The sequence below is a fragment of the Sporosarcina sp. P29 genome, assembly GCF_002743265.1.
Lineage (GTDB): Bacteria > Bacillota > Bacilli > Bacillales_A > Planococcaceae > Sporosarcina.
This window is the reverse complement of sequence record NZ_PDYX01000090.1, coordinates 1-433: the sequence shown is the minus strand read 5'-3', so window position 1 is coordinate 433 and position 433 is coordinate 1. Positions and strand designations below refer to the sequence as shown.

The 433-nt window shown below is 61.0% G+C and carries 1 protein-coding gene; it reads right to left on the bottom strand.

Annotation, left to right across the window (positions count from 1 at the left end):
* A partial coding sequence (locus CSV68_RS16680) for a DJ-1/PfpI family protein (RefSeq protein ID WP_199175051.1) occupies window positions 1-433 on the bottom strand: 433 nt, incomplete at both ends.

The following is a 433-nucleotide window of genomic DNA, read 5'->3' as shown; positions in this document are numbered from 1 at the left end:
TCCCATAATCCCGCCGGACTACGTGCAGGCATAAATCGATACCTGCCGCGCTGCCCGCCGAGGTGAGAATGTCGCCGTCGTCCTGATAAAGTACATCTTCAACCACCTCGATGGCCGGGTACCGGGCCTTAAGCGCCTCAATATAGCGCCAGTGCGTTGTGGCTTTACGCCCATCCAGCAGCCCGGCAGCGGCAAGAACAAACACGCCAGAACAGATCGACAAAAGCTGGCATCCCCGCGCATTGGCCTTACGTAATGCCGCGCAGAGCGCGGGCGGAACCGGTGAATCCAGTCCTCGCCAGCCGGGCACAACGATCAGGTCGGCCGTCTCAAGCAGGGTTAAATCGCCGTCGGTGATGAGGCGAATCCCCCCGGTCGCCCGAAGTTCACCGCTGTCTACGCCCGCCACGGCAAAACGATACCATTCGTCTCC